Source organism: Streptomyces sp. NPDC031100, from assembly GCF_055570785.1.
The window spans coordinates 361,934-381,724 of sequence record NZ_JBVIGN010000005.1 but is presented as its reverse complement, the minus strand read 5'-3'; the positions used below and the strand labels follow the sequence as shown (position 1 = coordinate 381,724).

20 protein-coding genes are annotated in these 19,791 nt (G+C 71.6%); 7 read left to right on the top strand and 13 right to left on the bottom strand.

The window, feature by feature from the left end; translation table 11 throughout:
• The first annotated feature begins 21 nt into the window (after positions 1-21).
• Positions 22-645, top strand: a complete 624-nt coding sequence (locus ACZ5DS_RS17590) for a TetR/AcrR family transcriptional regulator (protein ID WP_468239019.1) — start codon at positions 22-24, stop codon at positions 643-645.
• Positions 646-658: 13 nt separating this feature from the next.
• Here the strand turns inward: ACZ5DS_RS17590 and ACZ5DS_RS17585 are convergent, their stop codons facing one another.
• Positions 659-1,120: a MaoC family dehydratase gene (locus ACZ5DS_RS17585; RefSeq protein ID WP_468239016.1), complete on the bottom strand. Its 462-nt coding sequence runs from the start codon at positions 1,118-1,120 to the stop codon at positions 659-661.
• A 118-nt stretch (positions 1,121-1,238) separates the two neighbouring features.
• On the opposite strand from ACZ5DS_RS17585, the gene soxR reads away from it, so the two are divergent.
• Positions 1,239-1,691 (top strand): redox-sensitive transcriptional activator SoxR, encoded by a 453-nt coding sequence (gene soxR, locus ACZ5DS_RS17580; protein ID WP_468239014.1) that lies wholly within the window; start codon positions 1,239-1,241, stop codon positions 1,689-1,691.
• A 66-nt stretch (positions 1,692-1,757) separates the two neighbouring features.
• Here soxR and ACZ5DS_RS17575 read toward each other — a convergent pair whose 3' ends face one another.
• The 3 genes from ACZ5DS_RS17575 to ACZ5DS_RS17565 all read right to left on the bottom strand — a co-directional run bounded on the left by ACZ5DS_RS17575 (position 1,758) and on the right by ACZ5DS_RS17565 (position 4,418).
• Positions 1,758-2,825: an RNA ligase (ATP) gene (locus tag ACZ5DS_RS17575; RefSeq protein WP_468239012.1), complete on the bottom strand. Its 1,068-nt coding sequence runs from the start codon at positions 2,823-2,825 to the stop codon at positions 1,758-1,760.
• Positions 2,826-2,855: 30 nt separating this feature from the next.
• Positions 2,856-3,692 carry a 3-keto-5-aminohexanoate cleavage protein gene (locus ACZ5DS_RS17570; RefSeq protein ID WP_468239010.1) on the bottom strand — a complete coding sequence of 279 codons (837 nt, stop codon included), beginning with the start codon at positions 3,690-3,692 and terminating at the stop codon, positions 2,856-2,858.
• Positions 3,693-3,815: 123 nt separating this feature from the next.
• Positions 3,816-4,418 carry a hypothetical protein gene (locus tag ACZ5DS_RS17565; RefSeq protein WP_468239008.1) on the bottom strand — a complete coding sequence of 201 codons (603 nt, stop codon included), beginning with the start codon at positions 4,416-4,418 and terminating at the stop codon, positions 3,816-3,818.
• A gap of 255 nt (positions 4,419-4,673) precedes the next feature.
• Between ACZ5DS_RS17565 and ACZ5DS_RS17560 the strand changes: the two genes are divergently transcribed.
• On the top strand, positions 4,674-7,463 hold the full coding sequence (locus ACZ5DS_RS17560) for a penicillin acylase family protein (protein WP_468239005.1): 2,790 nt from the start codon (positions 4,674-4,676) through the stop codon (positions 7,461-7,463).
• A gap of 18 nt (positions 7,464-7,481) precedes the next feature.
• Here the strand turns inward: ACZ5DS_RS17560 and ACZ5DS_RS17555 are convergent, their stop codons facing one another.
• Together ACZ5DS_RS17555 and ACZ5DS_RS17550 are read right to left on the bottom strand one after the other, a co-directional pair.
• A complete protein-coding gene (locus ACZ5DS_RS17555; protein ID WP_468239003.1) occupies positions 7,482-8,756 on the bottom strand; it encodes a serine-threonine protein kinase in 1,275 nt (424 codons plus the stop codon).
• A 79-nt stretch (positions 8,757-8,835) separates the two neighbouring features.
• Positions 8,836-10,056, bottom strand: a complete 1,221-nt coding sequence (locus ACZ5DS_RS17550) for an exo-beta-N-acetylmuramidase NamZ family protein (protein WP_468239001.1) — start codon at positions 10,054-10,056, stop codon at positions 8,836-8,838.
• 179 nt (positions 10,057-10,235) lie between these two features.
• On the opposite strand from ACZ5DS_RS17550, the gene ACZ5DS_RS17545 reads away from it, so the two are divergent.
• The 3 genes from ACZ5DS_RS17545 to ACZ5DS_RS17535 are packed head-to-tail and all read left to right on the top strand — an operon-like array spanning position 10,236 to position 13,292.
• Complete coding sequence (locus tag ACZ5DS_RS17545) at positions 10,236-11,009, top strand: SDR family oxidoreductase (protein ID WP_468238998.1); 774 nt, start codon at positions 10,236-10,238, stop codon at positions 11,007-11,009.
• A complete protein-coding gene (locus ACZ5DS_RS17540; RefSeq protein ID WP_468238996.1) occupies positions 11,006-12,673 on the top strand; it encodes a class I adenylate-forming enzyme family protein in 1,668 nt (555 codons plus the stop codon). The genes ACZ5DS_RS17545 and ACZ5DS_RS17540 overlap by 4 nt, the downstream gene beginning before the upstream one ends.
• Positions 12,674-12,698: 25 nt before the next feature.
• Positions 12,699-13,292, top strand: coding sequence for a TetR/AcrR family transcriptional regulator (locus ACZ5DS_RS17535; protein ID WP_468238993.1), 594 nt, complete (start codon positions 12,699-12,701; stop codon positions 13,290-13,292).
• A gap of 53 nt (positions 13,293-13,345) precedes the next feature.
• Here ACZ5DS_RS17535 and ACZ5DS_RS17530 read toward each other — a convergent pair whose 3' ends face one another.
• From ACZ5DS_RS17530 to ACZ5DS_RS17500, 7 genes are all read right to left on the bottom strand, one after another.
• Positions 13,346-14,569, bottom strand: coding sequence for an acyl-CoA dehydrogenase family protein (locus ACZ5DS_RS17530; RefSeq protein WP_468238991.1), 1,224 nt, complete (start codon positions 14,567-14,569; stop codon positions 13,346-13,348).
• A 6-nt stretch (positions 14,570-14,575) separates the two neighbouring features.
• Positions 14,576-15,598: a phosphotransferase family protein gene (locus ACZ5DS_RS17525; protein WP_468238988.1), complete on the bottom strand. Its 1,023-nt coding sequence runs from the start codon at positions 15,596-15,598 to the stop codon at positions 14,576-14,578.
• 170 nt (positions 15,599-15,768) lie between these two features.
• Positions 15,769-16,068: a hypothetical protein gene (locus tag ACZ5DS_RS17520; protein WP_468238986.1), complete on the bottom strand. Its 300-nt coding sequence runs from the start codon at positions 16,066-16,068 to the stop codon at positions 15,769-15,771.
• A gap of 157 nt (positions 16,069-16,225) precedes the next feature.
• Positions 16,226-16,549, bottom strand: coding sequence for a DUF202 domain-containing protein (locus ACZ5DS_RS17515; RefSeq protein WP_468238984.1), 324 nt, complete (start codon positions 16,547-16,549; stop codon positions 16,226-16,228).
• Positions 16,537-16,929, bottom strand: a complete 393-nt coding sequence (locus tag ACZ5DS_RS17510) for a YidH family protein (RefSeq protein ID WP_468238981.1) — start codon at positions 16,927-16,929, stop codon at positions 16,537-16,539. Before ACZ5DS_RS17510 ends, ACZ5DS_RS17515 begins: the two co-directional genes overlap by 13 nt.
• Before the next feature lie 21 nt (positions 16,930-16,950).
• Positions 16,951-17,466, bottom strand: a complete 516-nt coding sequence (locus tag ACZ5DS_RS17505) for an NUDIX hydrolase (RefSeq protein ID WP_468238979.1) — start codon at positions 17,464-17,466, stop codon at positions 16,951-16,953.
• Between the two features lie 47 nt (positions 17,467-17,513).
• Positions 17,514-18,407: a DMT family transporter gene (locus ACZ5DS_RS17500; protein ID WP_468238977.1), complete on the bottom strand. Its 894-nt coding sequence runs from the start codon at positions 18,405-18,407 to the stop codon at positions 17,514-17,516.
• Between the two features lie 352 nt (positions 18,408-18,759).
• On the opposite strand from ACZ5DS_RS17500, the gene ACZ5DS_RS17495 reads away from it, so the two are divergent.
• Positions 18,760-19,761 carry a hypothetical protein gene (locus ACZ5DS_RS17495; RefSeq protein ID WP_468238975.1) on the top strand — a complete coding sequence of 334 codons (1,002 nt, stop codon included), beginning with the start codon at positions 18,760-18,762 and terminating at the stop codon, positions 19,759-19,761.
• Positions 19,762-19,791 lie beyond the last annotated feature (30 nt).

The window sequence follows — 19,791 nt, the reverse complement described above, 5'->3', positions numbered from 1 at the left end:
ACCGAGAGGGGCGAGCGAGCGATGAGTACGGCGGAGGAGACGACCGGCGGCGAGGTAGAGCCGTGGGAGGAGGTCACCCCTGAGGCGGCCCGGCGACTGCTCGTCGCCGCCGTGGAGGCCTTCGCCGAGCGCGGCTACCACGCGACGACGACCCGCGACATCGCGGGCCGCGCCGGCATGAGCCCCGCCGCGCTCTACATCCACTACAAGACCAAGGAAGAGCTGCTCCACCGGATCAGCCGGATCGGCCACGACAGGGCCCTGGACATCCTGCGGACGGCGGCCCGGCGCGAGGGCACCGCCGCGGAGCGGCTCGCCGACGCCGTCAGCTCCTTCGTCCGCTGGCACGCGGGGCGGCGCACCACCGCGCGGGTCGTGCAGTACGAACTCGACGCGCTCGGCCCCGAGGCCCGCGCCGAGATCGTCGCGCTGCGCCGCCAGGTCGACGCCGAGGTGCGCGGGATCATCGAGGACGGGGTGGCGGCGGGCGAGTTCCGGGTGCTGGACGTGCAGGGCACCACCCTCGCCGTGCTCTCGCTGTGTATCGACGTGGCCCGCTGGTTCACCGTGGACGGGCCGCGCACCCCCGAGGAGGTCGGCGCGCTCTACGCCGACCTCGTGCTGCGGATGGTGGGCGCCGAGTAGGGCGCCCTCGGGCTCAGAGGTAGTACCGGGACACCGACTCCGCGACGCAGACCGGCTTGTCGCCGCCCTCGCGCTCCACGGTGAAGGCGACGGTCACCTGGACGCCGCCCGGGACGTCCTCGACGCCGGTGATCGTCGCGGTGGCGCGCAGCCGGGAGCCGACCGGGACGGGGGAGGGGAAACGGACCTTGTTCGTCCCGTAGTTGACGCCCATCCTCACGCCCTCGACGTGGATGAGCTGCGGCCCGAAGAGCGGGAGCAGCGAGAGCGTCAGGTAACCGTGGGCGATGGTGGTCTTGAACGGCCCCGCTGCCGCCTTCTCCGGGTCCACGTGGATCCACTGGTGGTCCCCGGTGGCCTCGGCGAACAGGTCGATCCGCTTCTGGTCGATCTCCACCCAGTCGGTGTGGCCCAGCTGCTCGCCCACGGCGGCCTTCAGCTCGTCGGGGGAGGTGAAGGTCCTCGGTTCTGCCATGTTCCCGGCCTCTCGCTCGCATGTCTAAGCAACTGCTTAGCATGGTCGCCTGCCAGGGGGATGTCAACGGATGGCGGCTCGGCCGGGTGGATGCCCTTCACTGGGTAGTGTCTGAGGAGTGCCCCAGATTCCCGAGAAGATCCACGAGCTGAGTGTCGGCCAGTTGTCCGCGCGCAGCGGCGCCGCCGTCTCCGCCCTGCACTTCTACGAGGCCAAGGGGCTGATCACCAGCCGCCGTACCTCCGGCAACCAGCGTCGCTACACCCGCGACACGCTGCGCAGGGTCGCCTTCATCCGCGCGGCCCAACGGGTCGGCATCCCGCTGGCCACGATCCGCGACGCCCTGGCCCAGCTCCCCGAGGAACGCACCCCGACCCGCGAGGACTGGTCCCGCCTCTCGGAGGCCTGGCGCTCCGAACTGGACGAACGCATCAAGCAGCTGAACCGCCTGCGAGACCACCTCACCGACTGCATCGGCTGCGGCTGCCTGTCCTTGGACACCTGCGTACTGTCCAATCCGGACGACGTGTTCGGCGAACGGCGGACGGGGTCGAGGCTGATGCCCACGTAGCTGCGGGCAGCCGTGCCTCCCCCAGTGCCTCAAGGGCCCTGGGGGACAGCCCCAGCGGACGGCGCCTCACTCGTACTCGGTGCCGCCCTTGCGCGTCAGGTACGCCGGGCTGACCGCCTTGGCGATCGCGCGACCCCCGGTCACCGTGCTGTACCGCTCCACCGCAGGCCGTATCACCACACCCTCCCGCAGATGCAGCTCCCGCCCGGACACGGTCTCCCGCCCGCTCGCGAACTCCAGCACCCGCTCGATGTCGTACGGACCCGAGAACAGCCTTGGTACCAAGGGCAGTTCCCCTTCCAGCACCTCAGCCGCGTCCAGCCACCGCACCGCACCGCCGATCTCCGCCGACACGTCGAACGCCGCGTACCCGAGCGTCTCGCGCCGCCCGTCGGCCCCGTACGTCAGGTCCTGGACCCCCGCGCCGTACACCTCCCCGAAGATGCCGACCCGCGTGGCACCCAGCCGCTCGCAGAGCCGCGCCGCGGCCTCGGCGACGCCGTGCCCGCGCACCGCCCGCCAGTACAGGTTCCGCGGATCCTCCTTCAGCGCCAGGGACTTCCCCCCGAAGCCCTTGGAGGACACGTACACCCGGCCCTCGTCGGCGAGATACGTCAGCAGGCACGCCGAACCGTGCAGCTTCTCCGTCAGCACGACCGGCTCGCCCGGTGTGAAGATGTCCGGGTACCGCTGGATGTTCTCGATGTCGACCCATGACAGCAGATCGGGAGCGGACTCCACCTCCCCGCTCATGGTCGGCGGGATCGGCGGCACCCACTTGGTGATGCCCAGCCGCTCGGCGAAGTCCGTCCCCTCGGCCGCGGCCCGCGCCAGGTCGACGTCCCCCAGTGCCTTCGGCCGGCACACGATGCCCTGCGACAGCTCGCCGCGCAGCCGCACCGCCTTGACCCGGTTGGCCTCGCCGCCCGCCAGCCGCCCGGTCAGCCCCAGCTCCTCGATCAGGTCGGGCGGGAGCACGGACTGCTCGGGTATGTAGACGGCGGCCTCTCCGCTGCGGTACGTGCCCTTGGCGACGACGGCACGGTACAGGCCCACCTGGGCCAGTTCGAGCGCATCGGCGTTCGGATGCTCGTGGACGGTCAGCACTTCGGCGGTGACGCGCAGCGTCGACATCTGGGGACTCCTCGGTTCCTCAGTTCGGTCTCATCGACTCCCACTCTCCGGACGGGAAAGGGGTGGAGCGACCGGATTAGGGCCTGCTAGCGTCACGCCCTTCGGCCGCGCGGTGAAGCCCGGCACGGAGTAACCGAACGCGGCCGAACTCCTGGCGGACCCGTACTGGACCAACCCCTCCGCCACCAACCGGGCGTTGGACGGGGCCCGCCGGCCGTCCGGCAGGACCAGCGTGTCCTCGAGGCCGATGCGGGTGGCCAGGCCCAGCCGTCCGGCCAGGCGCAGCACCGGCCAGGTGCCGCCCTCCTCGCCGTGCAGCAGGACCGGACGGCCGCGCGCGGCACCGAGGGAGGCGAGCAGGGCGTGGGCCGATGCCTCGGCCGTCGCCGGGTCCGGGTCGGTCACCTCCGCGAGCACCCGCAGCACCCTCGGCCCGAGCGGCGAGGCCGCGAACCGGGCTGCTGCGTCGGTGCCGGACCAGATGCCCGCCTCCACGCCTATGCCCAGGGCGAGCAGCTGCTCGGCGAGCTCCTCGGCGCCGGGCTCATGCCAGTTGACCGAGGCGAAGTCGGGCAGCACCGACCAGCTGCGCACCCGGTCGAGCCGGGCGGCCGGGTCGGGCTCGGCCCAGGCACCGGTGGTCACCCCGACCGGCACCGGCACCCGCGCCCGTATCGCGTCGAGTGTCGGGGCGAGCACCCGTGGGGACAGACTGTCGTGCCCGCACGGCGTCTTCGGGTGGACATGGATTTCCGTGGCCCCGGCCGCGACGGCTTCGGCGGCGGACCGGGCCAGCTCCTCGGGCGACAGCGGCACGCTCGCGCCGTCCACGGCCGAGCGGTTCCCGTTGAGACACACCTGCACCATGCCTCGATGGTGCCAGCCGCCACCGACAACGCCCCGCGGCGCGTCACACGGGCGCCCAACGGCGCGTCCCGGCAAGGGGTGCGGCATCCCCCAGCGCACCCCCCAGTTCCACCCCCCGGCGGGTCAGGCCGACATCAGCAGCCGTTCCCGCCTGGCGTATGCCAGCGCCTGCGGGGTGAGCACGGGCCGGGGCACGAGGATCCCGCAGTCCGCGCAGACCGGACCGGACGAGGGCTCGTGGTCCAGGCCGTACTTCCACATCAGGCGCTCACCGCCGCACACCGGGCAGGTCGCACCCGGCTCCCGCTCCAGCGCGGCTATCAGCCGGCGCAGCACTTCGGCGAGCGGCTCGTCGGGGTGGAGTCGCGGGTCGTCGCACCAGGCGACCCCGAACCCGCCCCAGGTCATGCGGTGCCAGTCGTCCACCGTGCCCGGCCGACGCAGCCCGTCGTGCTTCTCCTTCTTGCGGCGCTCGGCGAACTCGCTCTCATAGGCGAGCCAGACCGCCCGGGCCTCCTCCAGCTCCTGCAGCGCGGCCACGAGCCGCGCCGGGTCGGGGGACCGGTCCTCCGGACCGAAACCGGCCCGGGAGCACAGATGGTCCCAGGTGGCCCGGTGCCCGTATGGAGCGAACCGCTCCAGGCACTTGCGCAGTGAGTAGCGCCGCAGTGCCAGATCGCACCGCGGATCGCGCACCTGTCTCGCCAGACTTCGGAATCCGGCCATCGCCCTGCACCTCCGTCACACCTGCGTCCGCTCTTCGGTCACTTCGGCGTCGCCGAACGGGTCCGCGCGACGTCGACGAGTAGACGTGTCGACACACGATCCGGCTCCATCCGATTTCCGATGCCCTCCCATAAGGCGCCCCGGGTTGACCGCCGGGCATCGACTCCACTGACACGAAAAGTTGACGCATGTTCATCTTCAATCCCGGGGATACCGGCGGTAACGTCCGCCCAACCCCCGTCGGGAGGAGCTGCCATGCCACGGCGCACCCCACGTAACGCGCTGTTCGACAAACTGAGAACTCCCCGCAGGCTCTCCGGGTTCCTGAAGACGGCATCGGTCTGCGTGCTGATCGCCGGAGTACTCTCCCCACTCACCCAGGCGGCTGCCGCGCAGACCGCCACGGCCTCGAACGACTACTGCGGTGGCCGGTGTTCCGACATCCTGCCGCCCGGCGAGAACGGCAACGCCACCCTTGCCCAGATCCTGCTCAACCAGGCCTTCGGCACCCAGCCCTCCCATGCCGAGGACCAGCTCGGCCCCTACGCCAACCTGGCAAAGGGCTACTCGGGCCTCACCGACGCGACGATCAACACCTTCTTCAACGACGCCTCCTTCGGCGTCCCTTCCGACCAGGTCGCCTCGACGGAGAAGCCCGCCGGCCGCAGTGATGTGACCATCGTCCGCGACAAGAAGTCAGGTGTGCCGCACATCACAGGCACCACCCGGTACGGCACCGAGTTCGGCGCCGGGTACGCGGCCGCCGAGGACCGGCTGTGGCTGATGGACGTCTTCCGGCACGTGGGCCGCGGCCAGCTGACCGGCTTCGCCGGCGGCGCGGCCGCCAACCAGGGCCTGGAGCAGCAGTTCTACCGCAACGCCCCGTACACCGAGGCCGACCTCCAGGCGCAGATCGACAACGCCGTCGCGAACAACGGAGCCCGCGGCCGGCAGGCCCTCGCCGACGCGGGCGCCTACCTGGCCGGCATCAACTCCTACATCGACGCCTCCGACAGCGGCCGCTACTTCCCCGGCGAGTACGTCCTGACCGGCCACAAGGACTCCATCACCAACGCCGGCACCATAGACCACTTCAAGATCACCGACCTGGTGGCGCTCGGCTCCGTCATCGGCTCCCTGTTCGGCTCCGGGGGCGGCGGCGAGGTCAACAACGCCCTCTCGCTGATCGCCGCCCAGTCCAAGTACGGCGTGGAGCAGGGCACCAAGGTCTGGGAGTCCTTCCGCGAGCGCAACGACGCCGAGGCCGTCCTCACCGTCCACAACGGCGAGAGCTTCCCCTACGCCGCCAAGCCCGACGACCCCAAGGGTGAGGCCCTGCCGGACCCCGGCTCGGTGACCCAGGAACCGCTGTTGTACGACCGCACGGGCAGCGCCGCCACCGCGAGCGCCAAGAGCACCTCCTCGGCGGCGGCCAAGACCACGCTCGGCTCCGCCAAGCGCGGGATGTCCAACGCCCTCGTGGTCAGCGGCAAGTACACCGCGAGCGGCCACCCCATCGCCGTCTTCGGGCCGCAGACCGGCTACTTCGCCCCGCAGCTGCTCATGCTCCAGGAGATCCAGGGCCCGGGCATCAGCGCCCGCGGCGCCTCCTTCGCGGGCCTGAGCATGTATGTCGAGCTGGGCCGCGGGCAGGACTACTCGTGGAGCGCGACCACCTCGGGTCAGGACATCATCGACACCTACGCCGTCGAGCTGTGCCAGGACGACTACCACTACCTCTACCACGGCACCTGCACCGCGATGGACAAGGTCGAGCAGAAGAACGCCTGGAAGCCGACCGTGGCCGACGGCACGGCGGCGGGGTCGTACACCATGCGGGTGTGGCGGACGAAGTACGGACCGGTGGAGTACCGCGCCACCGTCGGCGGCAAGAAGGTCGCCTACACCACCCTGCGCTCCTCCTACCTGCACGAGGCCGACTCGATCATCGGCTTCCAGATGCTGAACGACCCCGACTACGTCAAGGGCCCGGAGGACTTCCAGAGCGCGGCCCAGCACATCAACTACACCTTCAACTGGTTCTACGCCGACTCCCGGCACACCGCGTACTACAACAGCGGTGACAATCCGGTCCGGGCGAGCGGTGTCGACGCCGAGTTCCCGGTGTGGGCACAGCCCGCGTACGAGTGGCGGAACTGGGACCCGGCCACCAACACGGCCGACTACACGCCGGCCTCCGCGCACCCCAACTCGACCGACCAGGACTACTACGTCTCCTGGAACAACAAGCAGGCCAAGGACTACACCACCGCGTCCTGGGGCGACGGGTCCGTGCACCGCGGCAACCTGCTGGAGGACCGGGTGAAGAAGCTGGTTGCGGCCGGCGGAGTGACCCGTACGAAGCTGGTGCAGGCCATGGCGGACGCGGCCCTCGCCGACCTGCGCGCCGAGGACGTGCTGCCGAAGCTGCTGAAGGTGATCAACTCATCCCCGGTGACCGACTCCACGGCAGCCGCCGCGGTGAGCAAGCTCCAGGCGTGGGTGACCGCGGGCGCCAGGCGCACCGAGACCTCGGCCGGTTCGAAGACGTACGCCGACGCCGACGCGGTCCGCATCCTGGACGCCTGGTGGCCGCTGCTGGTGAAGGCGGAGTTCGAGCCCGGCCTGGGCAGCGACCTGTACACCGCGTTCACCGACAACCTGCCCGTGGACGAGGCCCCGTCCGCCGGACACGGCCCGACCGGCTCGCACGCCGGAAGCTCCTTCCAGTACGGCTGGTGGAGCTATGTCGACAAGGACATCCGGGCGGTGCTCGGCGAGTCCGTGCAGGGCGGACTCGCGCAGCAGTACTGCGGCGGCGGCAGCCTCGGCACCTGCCGGGACACCCTGATCAGCACCCTCAAGCAGGCGGCCGGCCTGACCGCCGCCCAGGTCTACCCAGGCGACGACCAGTGCTCGACCGGCGACCAGTGGTGCGCCGACTCGATCGTCCAGCGCACCCTGGGCGGCATCAAGCACGGCAAGATCAGCTGGCAGAACCGGCCGACCTTCCAGCAGGTCGTGGAGTACACGTCACACCGGTGACGTCGGAACGGCGGCGGGTCACGCGATACGGCCCGCCGCCAGCACCACCCGCGCCAGCTCCGGGTGCACGATGTCGCTGTGCGCCCCGGCCGGCGGGCCCCCGCGCCGGACGACCGCGGCCGCGTCGACGTTCACACAGCCGGAAGCCGGCAGAGCTCCGTTCAGGGCCGCGGCGAGGTCCAGCCTGGCGGTGCCGGGTACGGCCTGCACCCCGTCGTGCCCCATGGCTCCCCACTCGGAGCCCAGCACGGCCGCGATGTCGACGCCCATGACCGAGTGGTCGTCCCCGGCGAGGCGCGAGGCGAGCGGATAGAAGGTGCCGAGCGCCCCGTCGAAGTGCGAGTAGCAGCACACCAGCGGGCCGTCGATCCGCTTCTGCCGGTCCTTGAGCGCACCCGCGGTGTCCGGGTCGTGCGGCAGCCGGGCCGCGAACGCATAGTGCGAGAAGGCTCCCTGCAGCAGCGTCACGGACTTCACCGCGCGCACCCCGTCCGGCAGGCCGCGCAGCGCGAACGCCACCAGCCGTCCGCCGAAGCTGTGCCCGACCAGATGCACCCGCACATCCGATGCCGCATGCGCCAACTGCCCGATGACGGGCCCGAGTCCGTGTTCACCGACCGTCCCGGCCCGCTGTTTCATCGTGTAGTACGTCGCCTGCCGCAGCAGCTCCTTCGCGCCCTCCCACGGGTTCGGCAGGCTGAACTCGGCGTGCGGCCCGGACAGGGCGTCGGCGAACTCCGCGCAGACGCTCGTCGTGTCCCCGCTGAACACCAGGGGCTCGCCCTCCTGGGAGGTGTCCGCGGCGGCAGACTGCCGGGGCGGCTCGACCAGCTGACGCACCAGCCGCCCGAACTCCGCCAACCCCTCGTCCCCGCCCGGCTGTTTGTCCAGTATCCGGGCCAGCCGGTCGAGCACGTCGGTGTGGCCGGGGAAGGTCTCCAGCAGGGCGCGCCGGGTGTCCGCGTCCAGCGCCGGGCCCGCCCCGACGGCCGCCACGGACCTGGGGAAGTCCGGGATCGGCTCGTCGCAGAACCGCATCGACGGCCAGATCACGCCCACGTACCCGATCCGCGCCTTCGGGGCGAGTTCCGGGATCGGGGCGAAGAAGTGCCGGTACAGCGCGGTGGCGCCCGAACGGTCGTTGTTCCAGCCGTGCGCGAAGACGATCAGGTCACGGACCCCGTGGTCCGTGACCTGCGCCAACAGCCGGTCGCGGGCGGGGCCGTCCACGTCCCCGTCCGCATCGAAGGTCAGCTCCCAGTAGGGAGACACGCTCATCCCAGGATCCGCCATGTCAGGCTCCTCGTACCCCGAACGATGCGATATGCGCGTATCGTCCTGCGGCGGCGCGGAGTTGACCAGACACGGCGGGTCACTTGTACAGCAGATATTCCTTTCGAACGGTCCGGAACGCCGCCAGCTCGTCCTGCCAGGCGCCGGCCACCTCGTCCGGGCCGGCTCCCGCGTCGATCATCGTCCGCACCCGGGTCGAACCGGTGAGCTTGTCGATCCAGTGGTCCGAGCGCCAGGCGAAGCCGTCCCAGACCTTCTTCGCGGTCACCAGCAACGCGATCCCGGTGCGTACGGGGTCGTAGGCGGCCCGGTCGTGCACATGGATCTGTACACCCCCGACCGTCTTGCCCTGGAACTTGGAGAAGGTGGGCGCGAAGTACGCCTCCCGGAACCGCACCCCCGGCAGCCCGAGTCCGTTGACCGCGGCGGCCCACCGCCCGTCGACGCCCTCGGCGCCGAGAAGTTCGAAGGGCCGGGTCGTACCGCGTCCCTCGGAGAGGTTGGTGCCCTCGAACATGCAGGTCCCCGAGTACACCAACGCGGTGTCCGCAGTCGGCATGTTCGGGCTCGGCGGCACCCAGGGCAGGCCGGAGGCGTCGTAGAACGAGGTGCGCTTCCAGCCCGTCATCAGCACGGTCTCCAGCGGGACGGGCGTGCTCAGGAACTCCCCGTTGAACAGCCGGGCCAGCTCGGCGACCGTCATCCCGTGCGCCTGCGCGATGGGCTGCCGGCCGACGAAGGTGGCGAACTCCTTGTGGAGGACGGGGCCTTGGGCCTGCCGGCCGGTGACCGGGTTCGGGCGGTCGAGCACGACGAACTTCTTGCCCGCGAGCCGGGCCGCCTCCATGCAGTCGTACAGGGTCCAGATGTACGTGTAGAAGCGGGCGCCGGCGTCCTGGATGTCGAAGACGATCGTGTCGACGCCGGAGGCGGTGAAGATGTCCGCCAGCGGGCGGCCGCTCTTCAGGTACGTGTCGTAGACCGGCAGGCCGGTCGCCGGGTCGTCGTAGCGGCCTTCGGAGCCGCCGGCCTGGGCGGTGCCGCGGAAGCCGTGTTCCGGGCCGAAGACTGCCGTCAGCTTGACGTGGGGGTCTTCGTGCATGGCGTCGACGATGTGGCGGGCGTCTCTGGTGATGCCGGTGGGGTTGGTGACGATGCCGATGCGCTGGCCGCCGAGTACCGAGTAACCGTCGGCTGCGAGTCTTTCGAACCCGGTGTGCAGTTGTTCGCGGTGTTGGGGTGTGACGGGCACGGTTGCCATCGTGGCCGATGCGAGAAGAGTCCGTCGGGACAGGTGCATGGGTGCCTCCGTCGTGTCGAGGGTGCCGGCCGCATGTGGTTGCTCGCGCACGCGCGGCGGAGCCGCATATGGACACTGCCCCGCGCCCCTTAGGGTGTGGCAGTTACCCTTTCCTTCACACATACCGACTGGTTAGTCTGGCCGTCGCTGACCGAGTCGCGCCGTGTCGAAGGAGACCGATGGTGGAAGCCGTGCAGGATGCGGGAGTGGTCGTCACCGGAGCGGGCGGTGGGATCGGGGCCGCGTTGGCCCGTAGGTTCGCCGCCGAGGGTGCCCGGGTGGTCGTCAACGATCTGGATGCCGACAAGGCCACGGCGGTCGCCGAGGAGATCGGCGGGATCGCCGTGCCCGGGGACGCCTCCGCGATCGTCGGTGATGCCCGGGACGCGCTCGGCGGCGCCGTGGACGTCTACTGCGCCAACGCCGGCGTGGCCTTCGAGGACGCGGGTGCCGGCGCGGCCCTCGACGAGAGGGGCTGGGCACTGTCCTGGGACGTCAACGTGATGGCGCACGTCCGGGCCGCCCATGCGCTGTTGCCGCACTGGCTGGAGCGCGGTCGCGGCCGGTTCGTCTCCACGGTCTCGGCCGCCGGACTGCTCACCATGATCGGCGCCCCCTCCTACGCCGTCACCAAGCACGGCGCGCTGGCCTTCGCCGAGTGGCTGTCCCTCACCTACCGCCACCGGGGTGTCAAGGTGCACGCCATCTGTCCCCAGGGCGTCCGTACCGACATGTTGGCCGCCACCGGCAGCGCGGGTGACCTGGTGCTCCAGCCCACCGCGATCGAGCCGGAGGAGGTCGCCGAGGCGCTGTTCCGGGGCATCGAGGAGGACCGCTTCCTGATCCTGCCGCACCCCGAGGCCGCCGAGTACTACCAGGCGCGGGCCGCCACTCCCGACCGCTGGCTCGCCGGGATGAACCACATCCAGCAGAAGTGGGAGGCCGCCCGGTGAGCGCCTCCGCGTACGCGGCCCGGCCCTGGCTGGCGCTGCTCAGCGAGGCCCAGCGCGGCCCGATCGACCCCGCCGACTCCCTGGTGCACGCCCTGCGCCGTGCGGTCGCCGAGGCCCCCGACCGCACCTTCCTCGCCTACTTCGACGCCCGGCTGACCTACCGCGAGGTCGACGAGCTGAGCGACGCGGTGGCCGCCCACCTCGCCGGGCGCGGTCTGGAGCGCGGCGACCGGGTCGCCGTCCTGCTGCAGAACTCCCCGCACTTCGTGCTGGCCGCCCTCGGCGCGTGGAAGGCGGGCGCGACCGTCGTGCCCGTCAATCCCATGTACAAGTCGGCCGAGGTCGCCCACATCCTGCAGGACGGCGAGGTCGCCGCGCTGATCTGCTCCGAGCGGGCCTGGGAGTCGTACCTGCGGGAGACGGCCGCCGGCTCGCCGGTGCGGATCGTGCTCACCGGGTGCGAGCTGGACTTCCAGACCCGCGACGACGCGCGCGTGCTCACCTTCGAGCGGCTGCCTCAGGCCCCCGACGCCGACGACCTCGTGGCCGTCGCCCGGCAGGGCGGCCGCGCCCCCGAGGGCCGCGACCCGCGCCCCGACGACATCGCGCTGGTCAGCTACACCTCGGGCACCAGCGGCACCCCGAAGGGCGCCGTCAACACGCACGGCAACATGATGCACAACGCCGAGCGCCAGCGGACCGGGCTCGGCCTGCCCGAGGCACCCGTCTACTACGCGCTCGCCCCGCTGTTCCACATCACCGGGATGGTGTGCCAGTTCGCCGCCTGCCTGAACAGCGCGGGCACGCTGGTGCTCGCCTACCGCTTCGAGCCCGGCGTCGTCCTGGAGGCGTTCGCCGAGCACCGCCCGCACTACACGGTCGGCCCGTCCACCGCCTACATGGCCCTCGCCGCCCACCCCGACGTCACCCGCGAGCACTTCGACTCCTTCGTGAACCTCTCCTCGGGCGGCGCCCCCGTGCCGCCCGCGCTGGTGGAGAGGTTCCGCGAGCGCTTCGGGCCGTACATCCGCGTCGGCTACGGCCTCACCGAGTGCACCGGCCCCTGCGCCGCCGTACCGCCCGGCCTGGAAGCGCCCGTCGACCCCGTCTCCGGGACGCTGTCCGTCGGCGTGCCCGGCGCGGACACGGTCGTGCGTATCGTGGACGAGCAGGGCGCGGAGGTCCCCTTCGGCGAGCAGGGCGAGATCGTCGTACGCGGGCCCCAGGTGGTCCCCGGCTACCGGCGGCGCCCGGAGGCCACCGCCGAGGCCTTCCCGGACGGCGAGCTGCGCACCGGCGACATCGGGTTCATGGACCCGCAGGGCTGGCTGTACGTCGTGGACCGCAAGAAGGACATGATCAACGCGTCCGGCTTCAAGGTGTGGCCCCGCGAGGTCGAGGACGTCCTCTACACCCATCCGGCGGTGCGCGAGGCGGCCGTCGTCGGCGTCCCCGACGGCTACCGCGGGGAGACCGTCCGGGCCTACATCAGCCTGCGTCCGGGCGCCGAGGCGGACCCGGATGAACTCGCGGTGTACTGCAAGGAGAGACTGGCCGCCTACAAATACCCGCGCCAGGTGGAGATCCTGCCCGACTTGCCCAAGACGGCCAGTGGGAAGATCCTCCGTCGGGAACTGCGTTCCCGCGCGCACGACCCCCAGTAGGAACGACGGAAAGGCAGGTGGCGCAGTGCCCAGGACGACGGACGGAGACGGGACGCCCGTTCCGCAGCGGCTGCTGGACGCCGCCACCCGCCTCTTCGCCGAGCAGGGCTACGACCGCACCTCGGTGCAGGAGATCGTGGAGGCGGCCGGCGTCACCAAGGGGGCGCTGTACCACTACTTCGGCTCCAAGGAGGACCTCCTGCACGAGGTGTACGCGCGCGTGCTGCGCGTCCAGCAGGAGCGGCTGGACGCGTTCGCGGACGCGGACGAGCCCGTCGAGAAGCGGCTCAGAGACGCGGCCGCGGACGTCGTCGTCACGACCATCGAGAACCTCGACGACGCGATGATCTTCTTCCGCTCCATGCACCATCTGAGCCCGGAGAAGAACAAGCAGGTGCGCGCCGAGCGCCGGCGCTACCACGAGCGCTTCCGCGCGCTCATCGAGGAGGGTCAGCGCGAGGGCGTCTTCTCCACGGCGACCCCCGCGGACCTGGTCGTGGACTACCACTTCGGCTCGGTCCACCACCTGTCGACGTGGTACCGCCCGGACGGCCCCCTCACCCCGCAACAGGTCGCCGACCACTTGGCCGATCTGCTGCTGCGGGCACTGCGCCCCTGACGGCAAGGGGTAAGGGGTGGCCGCCATGGCGGCCACCCCTTACCTGCGCTCCTCTAGAGGTACTTCTTCAGCTCCCGTCGCGCCAGTGACCGCTGGTGGACCTCGTCCGGGCCGTCGGCGATCATCAGGGTGCGGGCGGCGGCGTACAGCTCGGCCAGCGGGAAGTCCTGGCTGACGCCGCCCGCGCCGTGCAGCTGGATGGCCCGGTCCAGGATGCCGACCACCGCGCGCGGGGTGGCGATCTTGATGGCCTGGATCTCCGTGTGGGCGCCCTTGTTGCCGACGGTGTCCATCAGCCAGGCCGTCTTCAGCACCAGCAGCCGCAGCTGCTCGACGGTCACCCGGGCGTCCGCGATCCAGTTGTGGACCACGCCCTGCTGGGCCAGCGCCTTGCCGAACGCGGTGCGGGACACCGCCCGCCGGCACATCAGCTCGATCGCCCGCTCGGCCATGCCGATCAGCCGCATGCAGTGGTGGATGCGGCCGGGGCCGAGGCGGGCCTGGGCGATGGCGAAGCCGCCGCCCTCCTCGCCGATCAGGTTCGACACCGGCACGCGCGCGTGGTCGAAGACCACCTCGGCGTGGCCGCCGTGCGAGTGGTCCTCGTAGCCGAAGACCTGCATCGCGCGCTTCACGGTGACGCCCGGGGTGTCGCGCGGGACCAGGACCATCGACTGCTGGCGCCGGATGTCCGCCCCGTCCGGGTCCGTCTTGCCCATGACGATGAAGATCTTGCAGTCGGGGTTCATCGCCCCGGAGATGTACCACTTGCGGCCGGTGATGACGTACTCGTCTGTGCCATCGGAGGCTCGCTCGATGAGCGTGGTGATGTTGGTGGCATCCGAGGAGGCCACCTCCGGCTCGGTCATCGCGAACGCTGAGCGGATCTCACCGGCCAGCAGCGGCTCCAGCCACTGCTTCCTCTGCTGCTCGTTGCCGAACTGCGCCAGCACCTCCATGTTGCCGGTGTCGGGCGCGGCGCAGTTCGTCGCCGTGGGTGCCAGATGCGGGGAGCGGCCGGTGATCTCGGCGAGCGGCGCGTACTGGAGGTTCGTCAGCCCGGCGCCGTACTCGGCGTCGGGGAGGAAGAGGTTCCACAGGCCCTGCCTGCGGGCCTCCGCCTTCAGCTCCTCGACCACGGCCGGGGTGTCCCAGGGGGACGCCAGCGCGGCCCGCTGCTCCTCCGCCACCGCCTCCGCCGGGTAGACGTACTCGTCCATGAAGGCGAGCAGCTTGCCGCGCAGCTCCTCCGTACGCGCGTCGAACGCGAAGTCCATGTCCGGTCAGCCTTCCTGAAGAGTGGTCAGTCCGTGGTCGATGAAGACGGGCACGAGGTCGCCGATGCGGTCGAAGCCGCGCCCGACCGTCTGGCCGAGCGTGTACCGGTAGTGGATGCCCTCCAGGATCACGGCGAGCTTGAACCACGCGAACGCCGTGTACCAGGAGACGGCCGAGACGTCGCGCCCCGAGCGTTCGGCGTACCGCTCGATCAGCTCCTGCGGGGACGGGTGCCCCGGCGCCTCGGCGGTGGTGGAGACGGGGGAGTGCGCCATGCCGAGCGGCTGGCTGTACATCACCAGCAGGCCCAGGTCGGTCAGCGGGTCGCCGAGGGTCGACATCTCCCAGTCGAGGATCGCCTTGATCTGGTCGTTGTCGCCGATCAGGACGTTGTCCAGCCGGTAGTCACCGTGTACGACGGCCGGCGCGGGGGAGGTGGGCAGGGCGCGTCCGAGGGCCGCGTGCAGCTCGTCGATGCCGGCCAGCTCGCGGTTGCGGGAGGCGTCCAGCTGCTTGCCCCAGCGGCGCAGCTGCCGGTCCAGGAAGCCCTCGGGGCGGCCGAAGTCCGTAAGGCCCACCGCGGCGGGGTCCACCGCGTGCAGCTCGACCAGCGTGTCCACCAGGGACAGCACCGCGTTGCGGGTGCGCTCCTCGCCCAGCGGGGCGAGCTGGTCCGCGGTGCGGTACGGGGTGCCCTCGACGAACTCCATGATGTAGAACGGCGCCCCGAGCACCTCCTCGTCCTCGCACAGCAGCACCGGACGGGGGACCGGCACCTCGGTCGGGTGCAGCGCGCTGATCACCCGGTGCTCGCGCTTCATGTCGTGCGCGGTGGCCAGCACATGGCCGAGCGGCGGCCGCCGGACGACCCACTTCGAGGTGCCGTCGGAGAGCGCGTACGTGAGGTTCGACCGTCCGCCCTCGATCAGCCTGCCGCTCAGCGGGCCGTTCACCAGCCCCGGCCGCTCACGGTCGAGCAGGCCGCGCAGCCGGTCGAGATCGAGTCCGGGCGGGTGGTCGGCGCTCATACATCACTCCTACGAACGGGTGAACAGGAACCCGACTCATGATGCCGACCGGTCGGTATGCCGTCCAGTGCATACACCGAACGTGGCGCGAAACGTGACCGGAGCCACGATAGGCCGACGGCTCCCCGGCGCGCTGCCCGGGGAGCCGTCGGACCCTGCCGTCCGGCAGCTCAGTGATCGTCCCAGTGGTCGCCGTGCTCGGCGTGCCGGTGCCCGTCGTGCAGGTAGTCGATGTGGTCGCCGTGCCGCACCTGTGCGTGCCCGCACTCCTCGTGGTGCACGTGCTCGTGGCCGTCGTGCCGGGTGTGGCCGGCCGGCTCGCACTCGTCCCAGTGGCCGCCGTGCTCGCGGTGCAGATGGCCGTCGTGTGCGTAGTCGAGGTGGTCGCCGTGCGGCACGGCCGTGTGCCCGCAGCCCGGACCGTGGCTGTGCGTGCCGTGCCCGGTGTGTTCCTGGTGAAGCGTCGTCATGGTGCTCGCCTTCGGGGGGATGCTTTCGGGGGGATGCCTTCGGGGGATTCGGAATGGTGCGACCGACAGGCTACGTGCGAAAGGTGCATATCCGGGCATATCGAATGCGTGGCGTGCGCCCTCCCGAACGGGGGCCTCGGGAACGCAGGCACGGGCTTCAGAACGCGAGCACAGCCGCACACGCGGCCATCGCCACCGCGCACAGCACCGCCGCCGTCGCGTGCCGGGGCGCCAGCGCTGACGGACGGGGGCTCGTCGCAAGGGCGCGGATCCGCTGGTGGGCCACCCACAGGAAACCCAGCCAGAGCGCACAGCACAGTGCGCACAGCACGATGCCGGTGACCGAGGCCCCGCCGTGCAGGGCGGTCTTCATGGCGAGGACGGCGGCCACGGTGCTCGACAGCGTCGTACGCCGCCAGGCCAGCCGGGTGCGCTCCGGCTGCAGGCCCGGATCCCGGACCTCGGCGCTCACCCCTCCCATCCGACCAGCACCACCACGACCATCGCGACGGCCACCACCGCGACCACCAGGCTCAGCACGGCCGGGAAACGGGACGCCGGCAGGTCCTCTCCCCGCCGCATCGCCCGCTCGCAGCGCACCCAGTGGTTCACCGCGCGCAGCGAGCACAGCACACCGGCGCCGAGCAGGGCGAGCGCGAGACCGACCCGCCACGCCCAGCGCAGGTCCGGCAGGAACTGGTCCACCGCGAAGCCGCCGCCGATCAGCGCGAGCGCGGTCCGCAGCCAGGCCAGGAACGTGCGCTCATTGGCCAGCGAGAACCGGTAGTCGGGGGTGCTGCCCTCGTCCCGTACCTGCTCAGGGGCGAACCAGAGCCGGACGTTCCGCACGAATTCCATCACGCGCAGGACCCTACCGGGGCGTCACCGGGCCGCCCGGAACGCCCTCAGCCGCTTGTACGCCGCCAGCCCGTCCGGCACCCACTCCCATGTGCCGAGCCGCTGCTCCACCTCGTCCTCGGGCAGGAAGTCGTACCACTGGACCTCCTCGGTCTGGGGCCGTACCGGAAGGTCGCAGCGCACCTCGTAGACCGCCGACCACCAGCTGTTCCCGGCCCCGTCGTCGTACAGGAACGTGAACAGGTGCGTCGGCCGGGGCAGACCGCTGACCCCCAGCTCCTCCTCCGCCTCCCGCAGCGCCGCCTCGTCGTAGGACTCGCCGGCGCCCACGACCCCGCCGACGAACATGTCGTAGAGGGAGGGGAACACCAGCTTGGTCGCGGTGCGGCGGTGGACGAAGAGCCGCCCGGCCGCGTCCCGGGCCTGGATGAACACGCACCGGTGGCGCAGGCCCTTGGCGTACGCCTCGCCGCGCGGGGCCTGGGCGACGACCCGGTCGTGCTCGTCGACGATGTCGAGGATCTCCTCAGCAGGGTTCATGACCGTATCCAAGCAGGGCCCGTACCACCCCTGCCGGTCCGGCGGGCTCAACGCCGCTGGAGGTCCCGGGCGTGCTCCGCCTCCGCCGTGCCGCACGGCATCGCCGGGTGCAGCCCGAGCAGCACGATGCCCGCGACGATCCCCGCGAGCCCCGACGCCTCCCAGGCCAGCGCCCCCGTGTCGGTGTGCAGCCGGTCGCCGAGGAAGCCCACCCCGCACAGGATGCCGGCGAGCGGCTGGGCCGCGGTGAGCGCGGGCAGCGACATGCGCAGCGGGGCCGTCTCGAAGGCGCTCTGCACCAGGACCAGCCCGCTGACGCCGAGCGCCAGCACACCGTACGGCTGCCAGCCGGTGAACAGCTCCGGGAAACCGCCCTCGGAGAAACGGGTGCCGCTCACCCGGGTCAGCGCGTCCTGCACGCCGTACAGCAGCCCGGCGGCGGTGGCCAGCAGCACCGGACCCCAGCTGAGCCGGGACCGTTTGGCGTACGTCGTGAGCACCATGGCCGCGCCGAGCATCGCGCCGATGATCAGCCAGTGCCGCACCGGGTCGGCGACCGCGCTGCCGCCGCGCGGCTCGCCCGCCATGATGAACGCCGTCACACCGCCCGCGAGCAGCGCGAGGCCGGCCCAGCCCTGGCGGCCCAGGGACTGCCGGGTGCGAGAGCGGGAGAGGGCGAGCGCGAACAGCAGATTCGTGGCGAGCAGCGGCTCGACCAGGGAGATCTCGCCCTTGCCGAGGGCGATCGCGCCCAGCACCATGCCGGCCACCATCAGGGCGATGCCGCCCAGCCAGCGCGGCACCCGCATCAGGTCGAGCAGCAGCCGGAACGACAGGAAGTCGCCGAGCGGTGCCTTCTGGGCCGCGTCCTGCTGGAGTACGAACCCGAAGCCCAGGCAGCAGGCCGCACTCACGGCGAGAAGGAGAACCAGAACGGACACGCTGCGTACCTCGATCATCCGGCCGGACCACGGGTGCGTAGTGGCCGACTGTAGCGTTCCCGGGCGGCATTGCCCCGGAGAAAGCCCGGAACCGGGCAGTTGACTCGGTCACGATGCCCGGCCCCTCGCGGGGGGCGCCCGAGGCGCCGGCGGGATCGTCCGGTCATGGTCCGCCGCGCCGACGGGCCCCGCCATGGCGTACGCCACAGAGAGGGGCGCCCGTCCGCCAAGTGCCCTTGCGGGCATGCTGGTTGAAGGCGATAACACCCGGGTTCCGCTTGACGCAAACCTTGGCTGAGGGTTTGCTGTGCGTGATCGGTCGATGGCAGCCCGAGAATCAGGAAGTCCTGCGGTGCCCCCACTCCCGCCTCTGCTCGGCGTTCGCCGGGCCCTCACGGACCAGTCCGGCGACAGCACGCCGGACGACTCCAGTGCGTTAGAAGCTGTCTTCGACGACGCTCTCGGTGACGCCGAACTCCTCGCCGCCCGGGCCGCGTTGGCGCAGGGCCGGTGGCAGGCCGCCCGCTCGTTGCTGTTGCACACCGGCGACGACTGGGACCGGCGCGGCCACCGGATCACCGTGCTCGCCGGGGAGCCGTACGCCACCGCCTGGGCCCGCGAGTGGCTGCTCGCCGAGCCCGGGTCCGCGGACGCCGCCGCCCTGCACGCCCTGGCCCTCGTCCAGCGCGCCCTGCGCGGCAAGGAGGACACCGACCGGGCGCGCGAGGCCTGCCGCACCGCCGCGCCGCTCGCCCCCGCCGACCCCACCCCCTGGCTCGGCCTGCTCCTGCTGGCCCGCACCCTGGGCCCGGAGAGCGAACTGCTGCATGCCTTCGCGGAACTCCGCGAGCGGCACCCCGAGCACCACCACGGCCACCATCTGCTGGTCGCCCGCCTCGCCGAGCGCCCCGAGGGCGGCCGGGCCGAGTCCCACGAGGTGTACGACCTCGCCGAGCGGGCCGCCGCCGAGGCCCCCGCCGACTCACCGCTGGCCGTCCTGCCGGTCGTCGCCCACGCCGAGCGCCACCGGGTGCTGGCCGCGAGCGGCCCGGCCTGCGCCGACCCGGCCGGCTCCGGGCACTGGTCGGGCTCCCGGGCCCGCCGGATCCTGCGTGCCGCCTTCGACTGGTGGCTGGAGTGGGAGCACGACGAGCACCCCCGCCGCCACACCGACCTCAACCATCTGGCGTTCGCCATGACCTGCGCCGGCCGCCCGGCCGAGGCGGCGGCCCTCTTCCAGCGGATCGGCCGGCACGCCACCCGGGCCCCCTGGTCCTCCCTGCACCACGACGCCTCGCAGGCCTTCCACGCGGCCCGCGCCCGAGCGCTCGGCGGGCACGTGCGTAAGAAGTGATTACGGAACTCTGACCGATGGCCGCACTCC

Excerpts from the sequence above, each read along its gene's own strand:
- ACZ5DS_RS17590 (WP_468239019.1), top strand. The coding sequence starts at position 22 with ATGAGTACGGCGGAGGAGACGACCGGCGGCGAGGTAGAGCCGTGGGAG.
- ACZ5DS_RS17585 (WP_468239016.1), bottom strand. The coding sequence starts at position 1,120 with ATGGCAGAACCGAGGACCTTCACCTCCCCCGACGAGCTGAAGGCCGCC.
- ACZ5DS_RS17575 (WP_468239012.1), bottom strand. The coding sequence starts at position 2,825 with ATGTCGACGCTGCGCGTCACCGCCGAAGTGCTGACCGTCCACGAGCAT.
- ACZ5DS_RS17570 (WP_468239010.1), bottom strand. The coding sequence starts at position 3,692 with ATGGTGCAGGTGTGTCTCAACGGGAACCGCTCGGCCGTGGACGGCGCG.
- ACZ5DS_RS17565 (WP_468239008.1), bottom strand. The coding sequence starts at position 4,418 with ATGGCCGGATTCCGAAGTCTGGCGAGACAGGTGCGCGATCCGCGGTGC.
- ACZ5DS_RS17560 (WP_468239005.1), top strand. The coding sequence starts at position 4,674 with ATGCCACGGCGCACCCCACGTAACGCGCTGTTCGACAAACTGAGAACT.
- ACZ5DS_RS17555 (WP_468239003.1), bottom strand. The coding sequence starts at position 8,756 with ATGGCGGATCCTGGGATGAGCGTGTCTCCCTACTGGGAGCTGACCTTC.
- ACZ5DS_RS17550 (WP_468239001.1), bottom strand. The coding sequence starts at position 10,056 with ATGCACCTGTCCCGACGGACTCTTCTCGCATCGGCCACGATGGCAACC.
- ACZ5DS_RS17545 (WP_468238998.1), top strand. The coding sequence starts at position 10,236 with ATGGTGGAAGCCGTGCAGGATGCGGGAGTGGTCGTCACCGGAGCGGGC.
- ACZ5DS_RS17530 (WP_468238991.1), bottom strand. The coding sequence starts at position 14,569 with ATGGACTTCGCGTTCGACGCGCGTACGGAGGAGCTGCGCGGCAAGCTG.
- ACZ5DS_RS17525 (WP_468238988.1), bottom strand. The coding sequence starts at position 15,598 with ATGAGCGCCGACCACCCGCCCGGACTCGATCTCGACCGGCTGCGCGGC.
- ACZ5DS_RS17520 (WP_468238986.1), bottom strand. The coding sequence starts at position 16,068 with ATGACGACGCTTCACCAGGAACACACCGGGCACGGCACGCACAGCCAC.
- ACZ5DS_RS17515 (WP_468238984.1), bottom strand. The coding sequence starts at position 16,549 with ATGGGAGGGGTGAGCGCCGAGGTCCGGGATCCGGGCCTGCAGCCGGAG.
- ACZ5DS_RS17505 (WP_468238979.1), bottom strand. The coding sequence starts at position 17,466 with ATGAACCCTGCTGAGGAGATCCTCGACATCGTCGACGAGCACGACCGG.